The sequence below is a fragment of the Nicoliella sp. ESL1113 genome (assembly GCF_058509245.1).
The window spans coordinates 90423-112220 of the sequence record NZ_CP196388.1 but is presented as its reverse complement, the minus strand read 5'-3'; the positions used below and the strand labels follow the sequence as shown (position 1 = coordinate 112220).

General features: G+C 41.2%; 1 protein-coding gene (cut by a window edge). It reads left to right on the top strand.

Translation table 11 applies throughout. From position 1 onward, the window contains the following. Positions 1–21798: the 3' portion of a DUF5776 domain-containing protein gene (locus ACSYTJ_RS07295; RefSeq protein WP_491720209.1), read on the top strand. Its footprint begins 16767 nt before the window's first position; only the last 21798 of its 38565 coding nucleotides appear in the window; the start codon falls outside the window, past its left edge; the stop codon is at positions 21796–21798.

Below are 21798 nucleotides of genomic sequence, written 5' to 3'. Positions count from 1 at the left end.
AGTAATGCAATTATTCAAAAAGCGGTTAGTTCTGCCAGTGTTGCCTTTTCAACCGTTGGGGTAATCAATTCATCTATTTCAGAGGCGAATGCTTCTGCTCAATCTGCTAATAGTTCTGCCATAAGTACTGCCAGTTTCGCAAATTCAGCGAGTTCCGTTGCACAATCTGATGCTGCGATCGCACTTAGCAACGCTACGGTTGCCAGTTCCTATGCTGCTGAGGGGAGTGCTGAAGCTGCACGTTCTGTTAATTCAGTTGCTTCTTCTCAAGCTAGTGCAGCTTCGGTTGCTGCCAGTGAAGTAAATTCTTATAACCTATTGACATCTAGTTATGCAGCAATTGCTTCATCAGCGGCATACGTTGCTAGTCAATACAACAATGCATTGGCGATTGCGACTTCGACCGTTTCCAATGCTAATTCAGTTGCTCAGTCAGCATCTGTTGCAGAAAGCATTGCAATCTCAACTGCTAATGAAATGATGACAAGTGCTAATAATGCCTCAAGTGCCGCTTACAATGCTGTTACTAGTAACAGTGGGAATTTGAATTCAATCATTAGTTCTGCTTCCCAAACAAGTGGTTTTATTAGTAGTGCAAATGATAATGTAAATCAGGCAAGTGCTAATGTTAACTCAGCTAATGCTGTCCTTTCAACGCATTCGAGCAATACAGTAATCCAATCAGCAGTAAGCAATGCTGTGCAGGCACTTAGCGCTGTTCAATCTGATAGTACTGCAATCGCAAAGGCCAATAATCAAGTACAGGTAAATGAACAAAATGCACAGAGTGTTGCTTCATTAGCTGTTATTAATGAAAGCAATGCGAACTCGGCATCAGTGGTTGCTAATAGTTATGCCACTATCGCTAAGTCTTATGCCAGTTTAGGAAGTGAATCAGCAGCAGCGAGTGCGAATGCACAAGCTTCGGTTGCTGCTTCAGTTGCTTATTCATATGCCAAGGTGGCTGAACAAAATTCAGCTTCATTGGTACTGTTTAGTAATATTGCTAATGCAGCATATAATGATGCTTCATCTACGATCGTTCAAGCATCGATAGATGCTAATACAGTTAGCGAGAACAACTCGATTGCTCAACAGGCTGCTAGCGTTCAGGATAAGCAAACTGCTAGTGCTAATCAGATTAGCGGGGATGCGCAATCAGTTGCGGTTTCTGCTAATAATACACAGCAATCTGCTGCAAGTGTTCAAGCTAGCTTGGCTACCGTTGTTTCAAACGCCAGTGTGGCTGTTTCTCAAGTTACACCAATTAATTCATCAATTAACAATGTGGTTGGAAGTATTTCTGATCAGTTGAAAGCACGTCCAATCAACAGCGTTATTCAGTCTGCGCTAGGGACGGCACAATCAGCATCTAATGATGCTAGTTCGGCATTTAGCATTGCTAATAGTGAATATAATTTTGCCCAATCGGCACAAAGTTCGGCATCCATTGCAATGAATGCTGTAATTTCAAATAATTCATCGGCTCAAATTAATGTTGAAAGTGCCACTAGCTTTGCCAAATTAGCTCAATCGGCGGCTGAATTAGGTAGTTCTGCTTCAGCTGAAGATTTTCTTTCGCAAGCTTCTGTAGCTAATTCGAGTGCAATTAGCTATGCAAATGCAGCCAGTTTGGCGGCTTTAGATGTTGATCGTTATAACGCTCAAGTTAGCTCAGCCAATGCTAAAATCACTAGTGCAAATGAAACGATAGTATCGGCTAACGCAGTTACCAACAGTACTGAATCCGTGGCTGCTAGTGCTGCGATTGCGCAAGATAATGAAATTACATCTGCAAATGCAACTAGTAACCAAGCAGCTAACGCTTCTTCAGCTGCTGAAAATAGTTTTAATTCAGCCAATGCTACTAATAATCAGGTTATTTCAAATGCTTCGAGTGCTAGTGACACCATCAGTCAGGGGAATACTGAACAAAGTAATGCTACTAAGGATTCACTGGCAGTTAATTCGGTACTTGCTAGTCGCCAAAGTAATTCAGTTATCCAAGCTGCTCAACAAAGCGCTAGTGCTGCCATTAATTCGCTCAATGCTGCGTTATCTAGTGCAGAAGTTAATAATTCACTCGTCCAATCAGCAAGAATAAGTGCTCAAGTGGCAATGAATCAGGCTAGTTCTGCTAATTCGGTAGCACAAAGTAACGCCCAATTGGCAAGTAGCAATGCAGCTACTGCAATTAGCTTTGCTAAAGTCGGGAGCTCAGCTACTGCAGATAGCCTCAATAGCATTGCAAAGCTACAGGCAGACTCAGCAAGTACAGCGAATGCATTGGTTAGCCAATATAATAATAGTGTTAGCGATTATGCACAACAAGCCATTGCAGCTAGTCAGGCACTAGATAATGATTTAGTCACGATTAATCAAGCAAGCGGTGCTGCATCGATCGCAAACTCAGTTGCACAATCAGCTGCCAGTGCGCAGGATGACGCAATTAGTAGTGCTAACACAACAAGTAGTAATGCTGCTATCTATTCATCCACTGCAGTTGCACAGTCAATTGCTGCAAGTAATGCTAGCCAAGGTGCCAGCTTAAATAGTGGTAGTACTAATTCGTTAGTCTCACAAATTAGTGCTAATCAGTCCCAAGTTAATAGCATGAATTCTAGTATTAAATCAATTTCATCTGACCATTCAGCGAATGCAACTATTCAATCAGCATCAATTGTTGCAGATAGCTATTTGACAAATGCTAATTCAGCATCTGCAGATGCATTGATTGCTCAACAATCAGCTTCAGTTGATCAGTCAAGTGCAAATTCGTTATTTAACGTTGCTAGTGATGAAAATGCGAGTGCTCAGGCCAATGCGTTATCTGCATCGGATAATGCAGCTAAAGCGATTAGTGCTGCCGTAATTGGTAATTCTGCTGCTGCATCCGAATTGAATAGTCAAGCTTCTAACCAAGCTTCCCTAGCTAGTTCATATGCCAGTCAAGCTGGGATCAATACGAAGGCCGTCATGAACCTTAGTTCCGCTGTTCAATTTGCATATAATCGTGCTAGCTCAGATGCCGTTATTGTGAGTCATGCATCGCTAAGTGTTTCTGATCTACTTAGTGCCGCTCAACAGGCTGCTAGTGTTCAAGATATTGCAGTTTCAGTTGCTACTGTTACTAATAGTGGCGCAATCAATACTAGTCAAACCGCTAGTCAAGTTGCTCAATCCATTAGTTCATTGAATGGACAGGTATCCTCTGCAGTTCAATCAACAAATGCATTAAATAATTCGACTAGTGCTATTAATAGTGCCTTAGCCAACGTTGTTAATTCAATTGCTGCAATTCAAGCTAGTGCGCAAAGTAATGCCGTGATTAATAGTGCTTCACAAACTGCTGCCATTTTAACTAGTGTTGCTGATGCAGCATCAGTTAGTGCAGATAGCGCCAATGCTGCTGCTCAATCTGCTAATGGACGGATCAGTAGTGCCGCTTACTTAGCTAGTTCCGCTAATCAAGTTGTTAGCCAACAGGCCAGTTTGGCATCCGTAAATGCATCGAATGCAATTAGCGCCGCTGAGGTAGGGGATGTTAATAGTGCCTCTACATTTAATAGCATAGCTAGTCAAGCTAGTTCTGCTGCAGCATCAGCTGCTAAGGTTGTTACTGATAATTCAGCAGCTGGATTAAGTGATGCAGTGGTACAAAGGACTGCAACTAGTCAGGTGAATAGTTATAATGCCGTTGTCAGCTCTGCATTCAATGCGGGATCATCAGCTAATAATACAGCTCAAGCTGCATTTGTTACCCAAAATAATGAGCTCAAATCAGCAAGTACCATTACACAAAATGCTTCAGCAGCGATTGACTCTGGAAATGTAGCTAGTGGTGCGGTCAATGATGATAATAGTACCGCTACGCATTCTAATCAAAGCGCAGGTCAATGGACCACATTAGCTAGTTTTAACAGGGTCCAAATTAATAGTGATAGCACGTTGGTTAATTCATTAGCTTCTGTTTACCCAAGCAATGATACGATTACTAGTGCTGCTTCTGTGGTAGCCAGTGAGACTACAATTGTTAATTCAGCATTATCAGATGCTATGATTGCGAGTGGACAAGCTCAATCGGCTGCTTCAAATGCTCAAGCAATTGCAGTTAGTGCAACGAGTGCGAATAGCTTGTTACAGTCAAATGCCATTCAGGCTTCAACTACTGCTAGTCAGGCTGTCGTTGCTGCTAAATTGGGGCAAACTACAAGTGCTGATTCATTAAATAGTCAAGCTCAAGCCAGTGCTAGTTTAGCTAGTTCTGCTGCAATTTTAGTAAGCAGTTATGCTGAAAACATTAATAATTATGTAACGATCGCTTCTTCTGCTAATAGTCGTGCCTATAGTGATGCACAAATTGCTGGACAGGCCGCTGCTATTGCCTCAAATGCTGCATCCCAAGCCCAATCAGCTGCTGTTGTTGAAAACAGTTTGAATAATAATTCCAATGCCAATGCATCGATTGCATCTATAGCTGAAAGTACTGCTAGCAAAGCTTATAGTGCTGCAGTTACTAATAGCCAACAAGCAATTAGCGCAACGCAAAGTGTTAATAATGGACTCAATTCTGTAATTTCTGCTCAAAACATTGCTAATAGTGCTGAAAGTGTCGTTTCATCAGTCAATAGCAACGCTAACTATTCAAGTAATCAGGTGGTTAATACCGCTCAATCAGCTGCCATTAGCGCTGCTGATCAGGCTAAGAATGCATTTTTAAGTGCTAGTTCAACTTACTCAACGGCTAGTGCTGCATTTAACAGCGCCCAATCAGCATTTAGTTTGGCTAAATCGGCTAGCATTGCTGCATCAAATAACGCTGATGCTGCAGCATCGAATGCTTCTGAAGCGCTTAGTGCTGCTAAGACTGGCAACGTATCATTGGCACAATTATTAAATGAGAATGCGTTTGATAATGCTGCTAACACTACGTATTACGCTGGCCTCACTAATTCATATTCAACTGATATTGTTATTTATAATGCAATAATTAGTTCTGCTAATTCTCAAATGAACTCAATCGTTGCCAACGCTAATAACGCTAGTTCAAGCGCTTTGAGTGCATCAGCAGCTACTTCACAAGCGGTGAGTGTTCAAGATGGAGAAATTAAATCTGCAAATGATACTTCCAATGCGGCTAGTGGTTATTCAGCGGTTGGTAGTCAAGTGACTGTAAGTGCTAGTTCTGCTAATACTGCAACTTCAAGCACCGCATCTGTAATCAACGGCCAAGTAGTTGATGTTAGTGCCCAGTCATTAACTGTTGTTTCTAATTCTAGTGCAGTTCAATCACTATTTTCGCAAAATAATAGCAATTCAGTAATCTCTGCAGCTAGTGGATCAGCTAGTGCTGCCTTTGATTTGGCATCTTCTGCATGGAGTACTGCTAAGAGCATTCAAGATAGTGTTAACGGAATGGTTAAAAGCGCTAGTGCTGCTAATGTGAGCGTGTTATCAGCTAACTCAGCAACGCAAAGTGCAGCCGCTGCTGCTGCAAGTGTTGCCAATGATGCTACCTCAGCAGCTAAACTAGGGCAAAGTGGGAGTGCTGATACATTAAATAGCCAAGCTCAGAGCCTAGCTAACTTAGCCAGTGGATTTGTAAGCCTAGCTAACTCATATACCGATATAATTAATGGCTTAAATAATAATATTGAGCAAGCAAATTCACAAATTAGCAGTGTAGTTAAATCTGCTAATGTTGCTAGCTCGACTGCATCGGTTGCTTATGTAACCGCTAGTTCAGCATCGTCTGCTGAATCAGAAGCAATTTCAATTGCTAATAATAGTTCAAAAGCGGCTGTTAGCTTTTCTGATTTAGGAACTGAGGTTTCTCAAGGGGCAACTACAATGTCTTCGGTTAGCTCATTAATTGCTAATACCGCTAGTCTTCAATCTAGTCAAGCTAGTTATGATGCTCAACAAGTCTCAAGTTATCAATCTGCAACAGCTTTGATCTTAACTAGTCATTCTGACAATGCAATTGTGGTCAGTGCTAATTCAGATGCAAATGTTGCTCTGTCAAATGCCATTGTTGATTCTCAAGCTGCTTTCAGTGCTAATTCTCTAGCTCAACAAGCACAAAGTAGTCTGCAATCAGTAATTAGTAGTTTAAATGATGCTAATGGAAGTGCTCAATCAGCAGCGAATGCAGCTTCTTTAAATGCTGCATCTGCAATTAGTGCTGCAATTTTAGGAAATTCGGTTGCTGCAAGTCAATATAATGCTGCTGCTAGTGCTGCTGTTAGTGTTGCAAGTGGTTTTATCACGGCTGTTAATTCATATAAGGGTTCAATTGAAACTTTATCGACAACAATTAGCAGTGCTAATCGGGATGTTAATAGTGCCCAGTCTGCTGCAGCTGCTCAAATTATAATTGCTTCTAGTGCTCAATCGACCGCTTCATCTGCTGCTAGTGTGGAAAATTCAATTATTAGTAGTGCAAATTCGTTAAATAGTGCTGCCTCTACTGCTGCTTCGATTGCTGATTTAAATCAACAAAGTGCAACGGCCGCTAGCTCTGATGCAATCGTTAATGCAAGTGATGCTAAGGTTATTAATGATGGTGTTATTCAATCCGCAAATCAAGTTCAAAAAGATGCTAGTGCGGTTGCCTCAATATTAGCTAGCCATACAACTAACGCAACGATTATTAGTGCGAATACAGTAATCAGTATGACTAATAGTGAGACTGCAACAATTTTGAGTTCTGCGAATAGCTACTCTGATCAAATCAAGACGTTACGTAATGATGCAGTTAGTGCTACTAACCTAGAAAGTGTTGCTAACCATAGTGCTCAGCTATATGCTGCTTCTGCTAGTAGCTTTGCCAATAGTGCAATTGCAGCTGCAAAGCTAGGGAATCTATCCGAGGCTGCATCCTTGGCAACTATTGCTGCGACCCAAAGTGATAATACGAATACCTATGCTAGTCTAGTTAGCTTCTATACTAGTAAGGCAGTATCCGATAGCCAATCGATTGTCGCCCTCAGTCAAACGGTTAATAATGAACAGAACAGTTTAGCTACAATCGTATCAAATACGAATTTACAAAGAGATATTGCCAAAGCTGCTGCTGATAGTGAAAATGCTGAAATTAGTTTTGCCAATGTCCAATCAGGAGTGGCGGAAAAAGCAAGCAGTAATGCTCAATTTAGCTATGATTCTGCCGTTACGATTACTAGTAATGCTAATAATAATGCTAGTAACGCTAATTCACTTAATACGCAAGCCAATGCTAACCAAGCTAATGCGAGTGGGGACAATGACGCTATTGATGGGCTTCTTATTAGTCATCCAAATAATAGTTCCGTGTTGGCTGCCTCTTCCGTAGCTAGTCAAGCACGATTGGATGCGAATGCAGCATCTTCTGATGCATCATTTGCAAATTCACAAGCTCAATCGGCAAGCGCCGTGGTTCAATCCAACATCAATTTGAGTTCGGATATGCATTCGACTGCTCAAATAACAGCTCAAAATGCATCAGTTGCTGCTTCAAATGCAGTAAGTGCGGCTAAATTAGGTAATTCTGCCATCGCAGATTCATATAATGCGGTTGCATCATCTAACGCTAGTCTAGCTAGCTTAAATGCTTCAAATGCTAGTTCGTATGCTAAAAATGTAGTAGATGCAGCTAAGTTAGTTTCTTCTGCTAATGATCGAGTCTCACTAGCAAATAGTAAAGCGGCAAGTGCTAGTTCACTTGCGAATAGTGCTTATGCGAATGCTCAATATGCTACTTCGATTCAAGATAGTCAAACGGCATTAGCAAATAGTTTGAATACAGCTGCTAGTCTTGCTGCTAGTACGGCAGACACGGCAAATAGCTCTGCAATTGCCACTAACACTCAGGTGAGCTCCAATGCCAATTCAATTGTTGATCGAACGAACCTTGCAAATAGTTTGAATCAACAAATCACTTCTAATAACAACACTGTCAACTCATTACTAGCAAGTCGGGCAAGTAATAATACTATTATTTCAGCAACCGCAGTGATTGAAAATGCTGCTACCAGTGCTCATTCTGCATTTAATGATGCAACTATTAACAGTGTTCAAATTTATACGCTATCTTCAAATGCAAGTAGAAACACATCGCTAGCAAGCGTTGCAAAATCAGCTGCTCAATCTAATTACACGGTGGCATCAATTGCTGCTTCTAATGCAATTAGTGCTGCTTATCTGGGACAAACCAGTCTTGCTAATTCCTATAATTCAAATGCATCAGTGAGCGTTAGTTTAGCTATTGCTCAAGCCAGTTCAGCTTCTGGATATAGTGCGGCTGTGGCGGACTTGAATGCCTCACTAGCAACGGTTAGTTCTAATATTGATTCAGATTTTGCAATTATTAATGCTGCTAATTCACTAGCTTCTAATGCAACTAATGATGCAGTTATTGCGGCAGGTAAGCAAGATACAGAGGAACAAAGTGCTCAATCAACTACTGCTACTGCTAATAACGCTACTTCAGATGGTTCTGGATTTAGCCAATCAACAATCGCTAACAGCTCAGAATCGAATTCACTTGCTGCTAACAACAATGAATTGAATAATGACGCCAATAGCATGACTAGCGTAATTGCAAGTGACTCTGAAGCAGTGGCTTCACTATCAAATAAACATCAAAGTAACGCAGTGATTAATGGTAATAATAAGGTGACTGAGGATGCATTCTCAATTGCTAGTTCAGCATACCTTGATATTTCAAATGCGAACGCACTCGCACAATCTGCTAATTCAAGCGCGATCGATGCGGCCAATCAGGCTAGCTCAGCTATGATTGTCTTGAATTCAAATGCTAGTTTAGCAGTTGATAATGCATCATTAGCAAGAAGCGCTGCTCAATTGGGCGAATCTTCATTAGCTGATTCATTTAATAGTGTTGCAGCAACGCAGGCACAAGTTGCTAGTTCGTATGCACAGTCATTAAGTAGCTACTCATCAGTTGTTAATTCTTTGAATGGAATCGTGACATCTGCTAATAACAATATTACTAATACCTTGAAGGCGATTGATGAAGCTAGTTATGTATCTTCTAAAGCTGCAGCAGCTGCTAGCCAAGCTGCAACTACTCAAGATAATGAGTTGAATAGTGTTAGTTCAATTAATTCTTCTAATGCAGCTCTCCAAAATTCACTTGCTTCAATCAAATCATCGTTGAATGCGCTTAGTTCACAAACTAATGTCCAATCTATCAATGTAGCATCAAATGCAGCTGCTATTAGTGGAGCTTTACAGTCTGTGACTACATCGGTTAGCATTGCTAATGCAGTTCTTTCATCGTATTCAAATAATGGAATCATCATTAATGCTGATAGCGCCGCTAATGCAGCTCTTTCGACCGTGGGTTCCATTAATTCGGTAGCGGCAAGCGTTGCACAGGATGCACAAACTGCTAGCTCAGCAGCTCAAGTGGCTGCTAGTCAGGCTAGTGCTGCTAATGCAGCTGCTTCTGCTGGTGTTTCCGCTGCTGCTAAGGCTGCATCTAGTGCTGCTAATGCAGCTCAGATCGGGAATAGTAGTGCTGCTGATTCGCTGATTGCCCAAGCCCAAAGTGCTTATGCTCAAGCTAGTGCAAATGTAAGTGCTGCTAGTTCGTATTCAGATATTGTGATGACGATGAATAATAGCATCACAAGCGCTAATAGTCACATTGCTCAGTTCATTGGTTCTGCTAACGATGCAAATGTTTCTGCTTCCGTTGCAGTTTCAAGTGCTCAATCTGCAGCAGTTGTTCAAGACAATGAAATATCATCTGCTAATGCAACTACTAGTGCTGCGCAAAGTGTTGAAACGAACGTAAATAGTAGTGATGCTTTGATTCAATCGGCTAATTCATTAGCTAATTCAGTTGCCAGCGTTAATAATGGCTTGAATGGACAAGCCGAAAGTGTACGGGCTGCAATCGCAACTGCTTCAACGGCCGTTGCATCAATGCTAGCTGGGCATTCCATGAATGCTGTAATTATTGCTAATAACGATACTAATAGTAGTGCCTTCTCATTTGCTAGTTCAGCCTATGTTGATATATCGAATGCTAATTCAATTGCTCAATCTGCAAATTCCAATGCAGTCATTGCTAATAGTCAAGCAACTGCTACTGCTGCAACAGTTAGTTCTAATAATGCTTTAGCATCCCAAAATGCAGCTAGTGCAATTAGTGCTGCCCAATTAGGTCAGGTATCATTAGCTGATTCACTTAATAGTGTTGCTTTAGGACAAGCTAGCTCAGCTAGTTCAGCTGCTCAATTGTTAAGTGAGTATTCAGCAGTTGTAAAATCAATGAACGGCATTATTGACTCTGCTAACAGCAATATTGTTACCACGCTTAATTTAATGAATAAAGCTAGCGATGTTGCTAACAATGCGACCCAATCAGCATCTCAGGCTGCTGATAAACAAGATCTCGAGTTGAGTAGTTTGAATGCAATTCACAGTTCAAATGCCAATACCCAGAGTTCGATTAGTGTAAACCAATCTGCTGTTATTGCATCTGGTTCACAAGCAAGCAGTCAAGCCTCAGTGACTAGCAACTCAGTTAATACTGCTAGTGGTTATTTACAATCTGTAGTTAATGCTGCTAGTTTAACAGGTTCTATTCTTGCCTCATATGCAAGTAACGGAGTCGTTATTAACGCTAATAATTCTGCTGAAGCAGCATTGAGTGCTGCTAGTTCGGTTGTGGCTACAATATCAAGTGCTAATCAACAAGCACAAAGTGATAATTCAATTGCCCAAAGCGTAGCGAATATGGCTCATGCAGCTAATACATCAGCTTCAACGAATGCATTGCTTGTCGATAGTTTAGTTGCACTTGCTGCTAGTTCAGCACAAGTTGGTGCTAGCTCTGCTGCTGATTCATTGATTGATCAAGCTAAGAGTGTAGCTGATCAAGCTAGCAATGAATTAAGTGTCGCTAATTCATATGCAGGAATTATTACTGAAATGAATAACAGTATTAGTGCTGAAAATATTCGAGTTAGTGATGCATTAAAATCTGCAAGTGCTGCTAGTGTAGCTGCTTCCAGTGCACTTTTAGCTGCTCAATCAGCAGCCCATCTTCAAGATACGGAAATTGCTTCTGCTAATTCAGTCACTAGTGCTGCAGAAAGTGGCCAAGCAATTGCTAACGGAGACCAATCAACGCTTAGTTCAACCACTTCTCAAACAAATTCAGTTGCTTTTGTTAATAACCAAATGAGTGATCAAGCAATCAGTATGAATGATTCAATTTTAGCTGCATCAAATACAGTTAATTCATTAATGGCTAATCACGAAAGCAATGCTGTGATCATTACTAATAGCGCAACAATCAGCAGTGCATATTCTGTAGCTAAATCCGCAGCAAATGATATTTCTAATACTAATATGCAAGCTCAATCTGCTAATTCAGTTGCGATCATTAATGCTAGTCAGGCTAGTTCAGCTGCAGTTGCTGTGAGTTCCAATAACTCCTTAGCATCTGAGAATGCTATTAAGGCTGCTAGTGCTGCTAAGTTAGGAAACGCCTCACTAGCAGACTCACTAAATAGTATCGCTGCTAGTCAAGCGAGTGTCGCCAGTTTAGATGCAGTGACATTGAGCTCATATGCAACGATTGCTGATTCAATGAATAACTTGGTCAAGTCTGCTAACGGTCATATTATAGATATCTTGAATGATATCAATAATGTTAGTGCGGATGTTGCTAGTGCTGCTCAATCCGCTAGTCAAGCAGCAACTAAGCAAGATCAAGAATTAGCCAGTGCTAATCAAATCAGCAGTGCTAATTCGGTGGTTCAAAATTCAATCGTTGCTAATCAATCAGGATTAAGTAGCAATAGCTCGCAAGCTAACTCCAATGCAACAGCAGCTGCTTCTAATGCCAGCGTTGTTGATGGTAACCTTAGTTCTGTTGCTGCAGCCAACTCCACTGTTAGTTCAATTCTTTCTAGTTATGAAAGCAATGCTAACGTGATCAGTGCTGCAAGTGCTGCTCAAGATGCCTTTAACAGTGCAAGTGTGGCAAATAGTGTCGCATCGATTACTAACCAAAAGGTGCAATCTGCAAATAGTGTAGCGCAAAGTGTTGCTAATCAAGCTAGCCTAGCTAATGCAGCAGCTTCAGCAAGTGCTTCGTTGGTGGCTCAAAATGTAGCCAGTGCAGCTAGTGCAGCTCAAGTGGGTGACAGTTCAGCTGCTGATTCATTAATTGCCCAAGCACAAAGTAATGCTAGTCAAACTAGTACTGAGCTTAGTGCGGCCAACAGTTATGCTAGTGTAGTTGCAAGTATTTCTGATAGCATTGCATCCGTTAATGCTCAAATCACCACTGCAGTTCAATCTGCAAATGCTGCGAAAGATAGTGCATCAACTGCGTTGATGGTTGCGCAATCTGCAGCTAAGGTTCAAGATGCAGAAACCAATTCTGCTAATGCAACCAATTCATTAGTACAAAAAACTAAGACTAGTGCAGATAGCCTAGAATCACTAGCTAGTTCTAATAATGCACAGGCTAATTCAATTGCAGCCAATAATGCCCAAATGAATTCCCAAGCTATCAGCATGGAGAATGCAATTCAAAATTCATCTGCGGCTGTTGATTCAATATTAGCGAGTCATTCTAGCAATGCGGTCATCATTGGTGACAGTGCTACGAATAGTAGTGCCTTTTCAGTTGCTAGCTCTTTAACTAAAGACATTACAAACACTAATTCAACTGCTCAATCTGCTAATTCAGCTGCCGTTGCTTTTGCTAGCCAGGCAAGTTCCACTGCGGATGCGGTTAGTTACAATAATTCTTTAGCAACTGCCAATGCTGATAAAGCGAATAGTGCTGCCCAATTAGGCCAAGTTTCACTGGCAGACTCTCTGAACAGTGTTGCAGCTAGTCAGGCCAGTCTTGCTAGTTCAAATGCGCAATCGTTAAGTTCATATTTATCTGCTATTTCATCAATGAACGCAATAGTAACTAGTGCTAATGGGCACATTGCTGATAATTTGAAGTTGATCAATAAAGCTAATAATGATGTTGCTAGTGCTGCTCAATCCGCTAGTCAAGCAGCAACTAAGCAAGATCAAGAATTAGCCAGTGCTAATCAAATCAGCAGTGCTAATTCAGTGGTTCAAAATTCAATCGTTGCTAATCAATCAGGATTAAGTATTAGTAGCTCGCAAGCTAACTCCAATGCAATAGCAGCGGCTTCTAATGCCAGCGTTGTTGATGGTAACCTTAGTTCGGTTGCTGCAGCTAACTCCACTGTTAGTTCAATTCTTTCTAGTTATGAAAGCAATGCTAATGTGATCAGTGCTGCAAGTGCTGCTCAAGATGCCTTTAACAGTGCAAGTGTGGCAAATAGTGTCGCATCGATTGCTAATCAAAAGGTGCAATCTGCAAACAGTGTAGCGCAAAGTGTTGCTAATCAAGCTAGCTTAGCTAATGCAGCAGCTTCAGCGAGTGCTTCATTAGTGGCTCAAAATGTAGCCAGTGCAGCTAGTGCAGCCCAAGTGGGTGACAGTTCAGCTGCGGATTCATTAATTGCTCAAGCACAAAGTAATGCTAGTCAAACTAGTACTGAGCTTAGTGCAGCCAGCAGCTACGCTAGTGTAGTTGCAAGTATTTCTGATAGCATTGTATCCGTTAATGCTCAAATTACGACTGCAGTTCAATCTGCAAATGCTGCGAAAGATAGTGCATCAACTGCGTTGATGGTTGCGCAATCTGCAGCTAAGGTCCAAGATGCAGAAACCAATTCTGCTAATGCAACCAATTCATTAGTACAAAGGACCCAAAATAGTGCAGATAGCCTAGAATCACTAACTAGTTCTAATAATGCACAGGCTAATGCAATTGCATCCAATAATGCCCAAATGAATTCCCAAGCTATCAGCATGGAGAACGCAATTCAAAACTCATCTGCGGCTGTTGATTCAATATTAGCGAGTCATTCTAGCAATGCGGTCATCATTGGAGCCAGTGCTACGAATAGTAGTGCCTTTTCAGTTGCTAGCTCTTTAACTAAAGACATTACAAACACTAATTCCACTGCTCAATCCGCTAATTCAACTGCCGTTGCTTTTGCTAGCCAAGCTAGTTCCACTGCGGATGTGGTTAGTTACAATAATTCCTTAGCGTCTGAAAATGCTGATAAAGCAAATAGTGCTGCCCAATTAGGCCAAGTTTCACTAGCAGACTCTCTGAACAGTGTTGCAGCTAGTCAGGCCAGTGTTGCTAGCTCCAATGTTCAATCGTTAAGTTCATATTTATCTGCTATTTCATCAATGAATTCAATAGTAACTAGTGCTAATGGTCACATTGTTGATACTTTGAAGCTGATTACCAAAGCTAATAATGATGCCACTAGTGCTGCTCAATCCGCTAGTCAAGCAGCAACTAAGCAAGATCAAGAATTAGCCAGTGCAAATCAAATCAGCAGTGCTAATTCAGTGGTTCAGAATTCAATCGTTGCTAATCAATCAGGATTAAGTATTAGTAGCTCGCAAGCTAACTCCAATGCAATAGCAGCATCTTCTAATGCTAGCGTTGTTGATGGTAACCTTAGTTCTGTTGCTGCAGCCAACTCCACTGTTAGTTCAATTCTTTCTAGTTATGAAAGCAATGCTAACGTGATCAGTGCTGCAAGTGCTGCTCAAGATGCCTTTAACAGTGCAAGTGTAGCTAACAACGTAGCATCGATTGCTAATCAAAAAGTACAATCTGCAAATAGTGTAGCGCAAAGTGTTGCTAATCAAGCTAGCTTAGCTAATGCAGCAGCTTCAGCGAGTGCTTCGTTGGTGGCTCAAAATGTAGCCAGTGCAGCTAGTGCAGCCCAAGTGGGTGACAGTTCAGCTGCGGATTCATTAATTGCTCAAGCACAAAGTAATGCTAGTCAAACTAGTACTGAGCTTAGTGCAGCCAGCAGCTACGCTAGTGTAGTTGCAAGTATTTCTGATAGCATTGCATCCGTTAATGCCCAAATTACAACTGCAGTTCAATCTGCAAATGCTGCGAAAGATAGTGCATCAACTGCGTTGATGGTTGCGCAATCTGCAGCTAAGGTCCAAGATGCAGAAACCAATTCTGCTAATGCAACCAATTCATTAGTACAAAAAACCCAGACTAGTGCAGATAGCCTAGAATCACTAGCTAGTTCTAATAATGCACAGACTAATTCAGTTGCAGCCAATAATGCCCAAATGAATTCCCAAGCTATCAGCATGGAGAATGCAATTCAAAATTCATCTGCGGCTGTCGATTCAATACTAGCTAGTCATTCTAGCAATGCGGTCATCATTGGAGCCAGTGCTACGAATAGTAGTGCCTTTTCAGTTGCTAAATCATTAACTGAGGACATTGCAAACACTAATTCAACTGCCCAATCTGCTAATTCAGTTGCCGTTGCTTTTGCTAGCCAAGCTAGTTCCACTGCGGATGCGGTTAGTTACAATAATTCTTTAGCAACTACCAATGCTGATAAAGCAAATAGTGCTGCCCAATTAGGCCAAGTTTCACTAGCGGACTCTCTGAACAGCGTTGCAGCTAGTCAGGCCAGTCTTGCTAGTTCAAATGCGCAATCATTAAGTTCATATCTATCTGCTATTTCATCAATGAATTCAATAGTAACTAGTGCTAATGGGCACATTGCTGATAATTTGAAGCTAATTAACAAAGCTAATAATGATGCTACTAGTGCTGCTCAATCCGCTAGTCAAGCTGCAACTAAGCAAGATCAAGAATTGGCCAGTGCTAATCAAATCAGCAGTGCTAATTCGGTGGTTCAAAATTCAATCGTTGCTAATCAATCAGGATTAAGTAGCAATAGCTCGCAAGCTAACTCCAATGCAACAGCAGCTGCTTCTAATGCCAGCGTTGTTGATGGTAACCTTAGTTCTGTTGCTGCAGCCAACTCCAATGTTAGTTCGATCCTTTCTAGTTATGAAAGCAATGCTAACGTGATCAGTGCTGCAAGTGCTGCTCAAGATGCCTTTAACAGTGCAAGTGTGGCAAATAGTGTCGCATCAATTGCTAATCAAAAGGTGCAATCTGCAAACAGTGTAGCGCAAAGTGTTGCTAATCAAGCTAGCTTAGCTAATGCAGCAGCTTCAGCGAGTGCTTCGTTGGTGGCTCAAAATGTAGCCAGTGCAGCTAGTGCAGCCCAAGTGGGTGACAGTTCAGCTGCTGATTCATTAATTGCCCAAGCACAAAGTAATGCTAGTCAAACTAGTACTGAGCTTAGTGAGGCCAACAGTTATGCTAGTGTAGTTGCAAGCATTTCTGATAGTATTGCATCCGTTAATGCCCAAATTACCACTGCAGTTCAATCTGCAAATGCTGCGAAAGATAGTGCATCAACTGCGTTGATGGTGGCGCAGTCTGCAGCTAAGGTCCAAGATGCAGAAACCAATTCTGCTAATGCAACCAATTCATTAGTACAAAAAACTCAGACTAGTGCAGATAGCCTAGAATCACTAACTAGTTCTAATAATGCACAGGCTAATGCAATTGCATCCAATAATGCCCAAATGAATTCCCAAGCTATCAGCATGGAGAACGCAATTCAAAACTCATCTGCGGCTGTTGATTCAATATTAGCGAGTCATTCTAGCAATGCGGTCATCATTGGAGCAAGTTCTACGAATAGTAGTGCCTTTTCAGTTGCTAGCTCTTTAACTAAAGACATTACAAACACTAATTCCACTGCTCAATCTGCTAATTCAGCTGCCGTTGCTTTTGCTATCCAAGCTAGTTCCACTGCGGATGTGGTTAGTTACAATAATTCCTTAGCGTCTGAAAATGCTGATAAAGCAAATAGTGCTGCCCAATTAGGCCAAGTTTCACTAGCAGACTCTCTGAACAGTGTTGCAGCTAGTCAGGCCAGTGTTGCTAGCTCCAATGTTCAATCGTTAAGCTCATATCTATCGGCCATTTCATCAATGAACTCAATATTAACTAGTGCTAATGGGCACATTGCTGATAATTTGAAGCTAATTAACAAAGCTAATAATGATGCTACTAGTGCTGCTCAATCCGCTAGTCAAGCTGCAACTAAGCAAGATCAAGAATTGGCCAGTGCTAATCAAATCAGCAGTGCTAATTCGGTGGTTCAAAATTCAATCGTTGCTAATCAATCAGCTTTGAGTAGTGAAAATGGACAAATAAGCTCAGCGGTTTCTTCACTTAGTTCAAATGCAATCATCATCGATAATGATAGTAATTCAATTGCTTCTGCTAATGGTGCTGTTAATTCATTGCTTTCATCATATGCAAGCAATGCCGCAGTGATTAAGGCTGCTAGTGATGCTCATATGGCGATGAGTACTGCTAATGATGCTAGCTCAGTTGCTTCTGTGATTGCTCAACAAGTTCAATCTGCTAGTGCCACTGCTCAAAGTGCAGCTAGTCAAGCTAGTTTAGCGAATGCAAATGCCCTTGCAAATGCTTCATTAGCAGCCCAAAACGTTGTCAGCGCTGCCAGTGCTGCACAAATAGGGGATAGTTCAGTTGCTGATTCACTAATTTTACAGGCACAGCATGCTTCGCAAATGGCTAGTGATGATTTTAGTGCAGCTAGTTCATATGTCGCTATTGTTGACACTATCAAAGATAGTATTATTTCTGCTAATACCGAACTCAATAGTGTGGCACAATCTGCCAATAATGCTGTTAGCGTTGCGTCGAATGCGGTTAGTTCAGCACGGTCTGCTGCTCAAATACAAGATGCTGAAATTAATGATGCAAATTCAGTAATTGCTTCAGCACAGCAAATGCAAGTGAGTGTTGCGGCTTCAAGCTCAGCTGCAAGTTCGGCTAATGCTAATGGATTAAGCTTAGTTACAAATATTAGCAACATTGCCAGCGTTGCATCGGTTAATAGTAACCATGCGATTGTTAATTCCAGTTCAGTTAATTCGTTGTTAGCTGCTCACACCAGTAATGCGGTGATCATTAATGCAGCTAAAAGCGTTGCTGCTGCAATTAGCACTGCTACTTCTGAAAATAATGTGGTTGTTAGTGCTAATTCGATTGCCCAATCACTAGCTAATAATGCCGCTTCAAGTGTAGTTCAAGTAAGCCAAAATGCTTCCTTGGCTCAATTTAATGCTCAACAGGCAAGTAGTGCTGCTAGTGCTGCAATCGTATCAGCTCAATTGGGTTCTCAATCCACTGCTGACTCATTGAATTCTGAGGCGATTATTAGCAATAGTACTGCTAACTCATATGCTCGCAATGCTAGCTTAGCAGCTAGTGCAGTTGCTAGTTATAATAATTTGATTAGTTCAGCCAATGTTGCTGCTAATAATGCTGCTAATTATGTATCATCTGCTAATTCAGTTACTACTGATCAGTTCACCATTGCCAGTTTAGCTGCAAAGGTTGAAGATGCCGAAATTGCTAGTGCAACAGCAATCGTTCAATCGAATAGCAGCGCAACTGCTCGCGTTAGTTCAGGGCTTGAACAAGCTCAACAAACAAGTAGTCAAGCAGTAATTACGGCTAGCCAAACTAGTGATTCTAATCGTTTAGCAACTTCAAACAGTGGTGCAGCTTCTGCAATGTTAAGCTCTGTTACATCGGTATTATCTACTCATCCAAGTAATGCAATTGTTAAATCTGCATACTCAATTGCTTCATCTGCTGCAACGATAGTTAGTTCTGCTGCTGCGGATGCTGTAATTGCCAACCAACAAGCTCAATCTGCTAGTGTGATTGCGAACCAAAATACCATGATTGCCAGTTCAGCTAATACTGAAGTTCAATCGCTTGGTTTGATTATATCTAGTTATGCGAACTCAGCAAGTCAAAATGCAGCTTTAGGGAACTCAAGTACTGCAGATAGCTTGAACTCAGCAGCTACTTCAATCGCGGATTCAATCAATTCATTGATGGCCATTGCAAGTAGTGCAGTAATGGTAACTTCTAGTGCCAATATTACTGTATCTTCTGCTTCTGCTAGAGCATCAAATGACGTGATTGCCGCTCAAAGTGCAAATGTAGTTCTTTCTAATGCAGAATCTGCTGCATTGTCAGCTAGTGTTGCTCAAGATGGGACCTCTTCTACCGCTAATAAAGATGCAAGTAGTGCTAATAGCATTGCTTTTAGCGCTAACTCAGTTGCTTCAACTGTTAGTTCAACAAACAGTATCACTAGTAAGGTAGCTTCAAGCGTAAGCAATAATAATTCAACAATGTCAAGTGTGGCTAGTCAAGCAAGTACAAACACGAGTGCAGTTAATAGCATCACTAGTTCTAATACTACTAATGCTGTCATTAGTAGTGCTAACTCAGTTGCTAATGCAGCTCAGTCGACGATTAACTCCTTGAGTTCGCAGGCTGATCAGTCAAATTCGACTGCTCAAGCTGCAAAAAGTGTTGCTAGTGATGCTAATACAATTGCAAGTTCAGCCAATAGTATTGTTTCCAGCAATGCCGCACAAGCATCTAGCTACGCTTCAATTGCATCTAGTGCTGCTGCTGCAGGTGATACCAGCGTTGCTAATAGTGCGACTTCGCAGGCAAATAGTGCAACTAGTGCTGCTAATTCAGCAGCTAGTGTTGTTCAATCAGCATCGAGTGTTGCATCTTCAGCAAGTAGTGTCGTGAACTCGGTGGCAAGTGCTATAAATAGTGCCTTATCATCTGCTAACAGTGCTGCTAATGCAATCAGTAGTGCAACTAGTACCGCTAATTCAGCTGCTTCTGTTGCTAGTTCCGCAGTATCACAAGCAAATAGTTACCAAAGTAATGCTAATTCAGCAACCAGTATTGCTAGTGGGGCTAATAGCGGTGCCGTAATTAACAGTAGTGCCACTAGTAGCATTGCGAGTCAAGCACTGCCAATTAGTAATGCGGTTCAGAGTAACGCTACGCAAGCTTCGGCAGTTGCAAGTCAAGCGAGTGTTAATGCATCTAATAACCCACAGAACTCAGTAGCCTCCTCAGCTGCATCGGTTGCTAGTTCGGCTGCATCGACTGCCAGCTCAGCAAGTTCAGTTACTAGCAGTGCTGCTAGTCAAGTCCAAAGTGCGAACGTGATTGCTAGTTCCGCAGAACAAAACGTTTCATCTAATAATGCCGCTGCTTCTGTTGCAGCTTCAATTGCAAGTAGTGCCGCTAGCGCTGCTAAGAGTGCCGCTAGTTTAGGGAATTCTACATCTGCTAGTCAGCTTAATTCCGCTGCTTCATCAGCTGCTATTTTAGCTAGTTCATATGCCAGCAATGCAGTGATTGCGGAATCAACCGTTGCTAGTGCTAATTCAGTAGCTAGTTCTGCATTAGTAATAATGAGTTCTGCATCAACAGTTTTAAGTTCTGCCCTTTCAATTGCAAGTAGTGCTAATGCTGCTGCAAAGGAAAATATAAGTATAAATAATAATGCGGCATCATATGCAATTATTGCTAGCCAGGCTAATCAATCTGCTGCAATGACTAGCCTAGCCATAAGTTCGATTGCAAACATTGCGTCTAGTTATGCTAATAACACTAGCTTGACATCAAGTATCGCTAATTCAACTGCTCAACAAAATGGATTGAATAATAGTAAGGTTGCTAGCATGATTGCTAAGGATCCTGATAATAGTTCGCTAAATAGTTATGCAGATGCCGTTAGTTCAGCAATGATCAGTGGTAATTCTGTATCGCAAGATATTTCAGTTGCCTTTAGTCAAGCTAACTCAGCAGCACAAATTGCAAGTACAGCGGTTCAAACGGTAGCTAATGCCGTTCAAACTGCAAACAGTGCTAATCAAGCCGCTAGCAGCGCCAACGTTGCTGCTTCTGCTGCATTTGCGAGTGGCGATATTACGCAAGGAAGTCAATTCGTTGCGTTAGCAAGTGTGAATGCATCGGTAGCCCAAAGTGCAGCTGGTACCGCTGCCAATGCGAATAGTTTGATTAGCTCGGCAAATTCTACTGCTAGTTCAGCAGCTAGTCGGGCAGCATCTTATTATGAAAACCTTGTGTTAGTATCAAATGCGATCTTATCTAATTTGAATTCAGCTACTAGCGTTTATAACAATGATCTTTATCAAAATGGTGTTTCTGATGCTAAGATTGGCTTTGCTAAAGACCCCGAAATGGTAAATGAGGATGCTTATCAAGCTGGTTATAACGGTTATAAAGATGGAATCGGTGGTAAAAAGGCTAAGCAAGACTTTGCTGGGTTATCGACAATTTATCAGCTTGATTATGCAAAAGCTTATTCATTAGGGCATTCCACTTATCGTTCTGATTATGCTAAGGGTGAAGCTGCCGCTAATCATGATTCACTTGCGGTGGAATCACTTGCTGATAAGTCAGTTGGTTATAAAAATGGTTATATTAAGGCCTTTAATGAGAAACTACGTAAGAAACCAATCTACGTTTATAATCAAAAAACGCTTTATGTATATTCACAACCTACTTTTACCAGGGTAAGTAGAATCAAACGGTTTGCTAAAGCTAAGCGGAATCGGATTCATGAGTTCAAGGTTAAACGCATCTCACTTTCTGAAAATGGGTTAGTTCGTTATTATGTTCAAAATCATTTAACAAATGCGATTTATCATGATAATGGATACATTACTGCAAATCGTGATTTTATTAAAAACGCTTATTATCAAGATCAAGATTATGATCAATCTGATAATAAAACGGTGAAAGTAATTAATCCTAAGGGAGCGCGATTACACCCTGATAAAACATTCAATTTAAAGGGCACTTATTATCGTCCTGGAACTAAAATTCACGTAAGTAAAGTAGTTAAATATAAAGGTTTAACTAGGTTCTATGTTGGTCATGGTAAATATTTGACTAGTAATAAGAAATTTGTTCGTTTTATATAG